Source organism: Lelliottia sp. GFLA7 (assembly GCF_056490165.1).
Map to the genome: position 1 here is coordinate 1 of NZ_JBWLAQ010000030.1, position 492 is coordinate 492.

Genomic DNA, 492 nt, shown 5'->3' on the forward strand with positions numbered 1-492 from the left:
TCCTGGTCGCGGCCGCGACGCTCTCCGTCGGCCCGTCCGGAATCATCTGCTTCGCAGCGTTGCTCGCCGGAGCGCGGCCGCTACTGCGGATCCTCGTCGCCCGCGCCAAGACCGTCGGCTACACGGCACTCCTGTTGCCGTTGGTCGCGTCCGGCACGGCCATCCTGGTGGCGCTTTTCGCGGATCAGCCCCTGGCGATCGTCCCGACGATGCAGGACGCGCACGTCGCCGGCGGCCCGAACGAGAAGTGGTTCACCGAGTACCTGAGATATCAGTGGCTGCTGAACTACACGGCCGACGGTTCGCTCTCACGCCGGTTCGGCATCTTCGTGATGTTCCTTGGCCTCGCGGTCGGCATCCTGGCGGCGCTACGCAAGGGCGGACGCATCCCCGGCATGTCGGCCGGTCCGTCGCGCCGAATCGTCGGAGTCACGCTCGGTGCCGTCGCACTGATGATGTTCACCCCCACCAAATGGACGCACCACCTCGGTG

The 492-nt window shown here is 67.7% G+C and carries 1 protein-coding gene; it reads left to right on the plus strand.

Going from position 1 to position 492, the window contains the following annotated elements; all coding sequences use genetic code 11:
* Nucleotides 1-492 (plus strand): arabinosyltransferase domain-containing protein (locus AC07RN_RS20980; protein WP_478337217.1); only part of this gene is annotated, 492 nt, incomplete at both ends.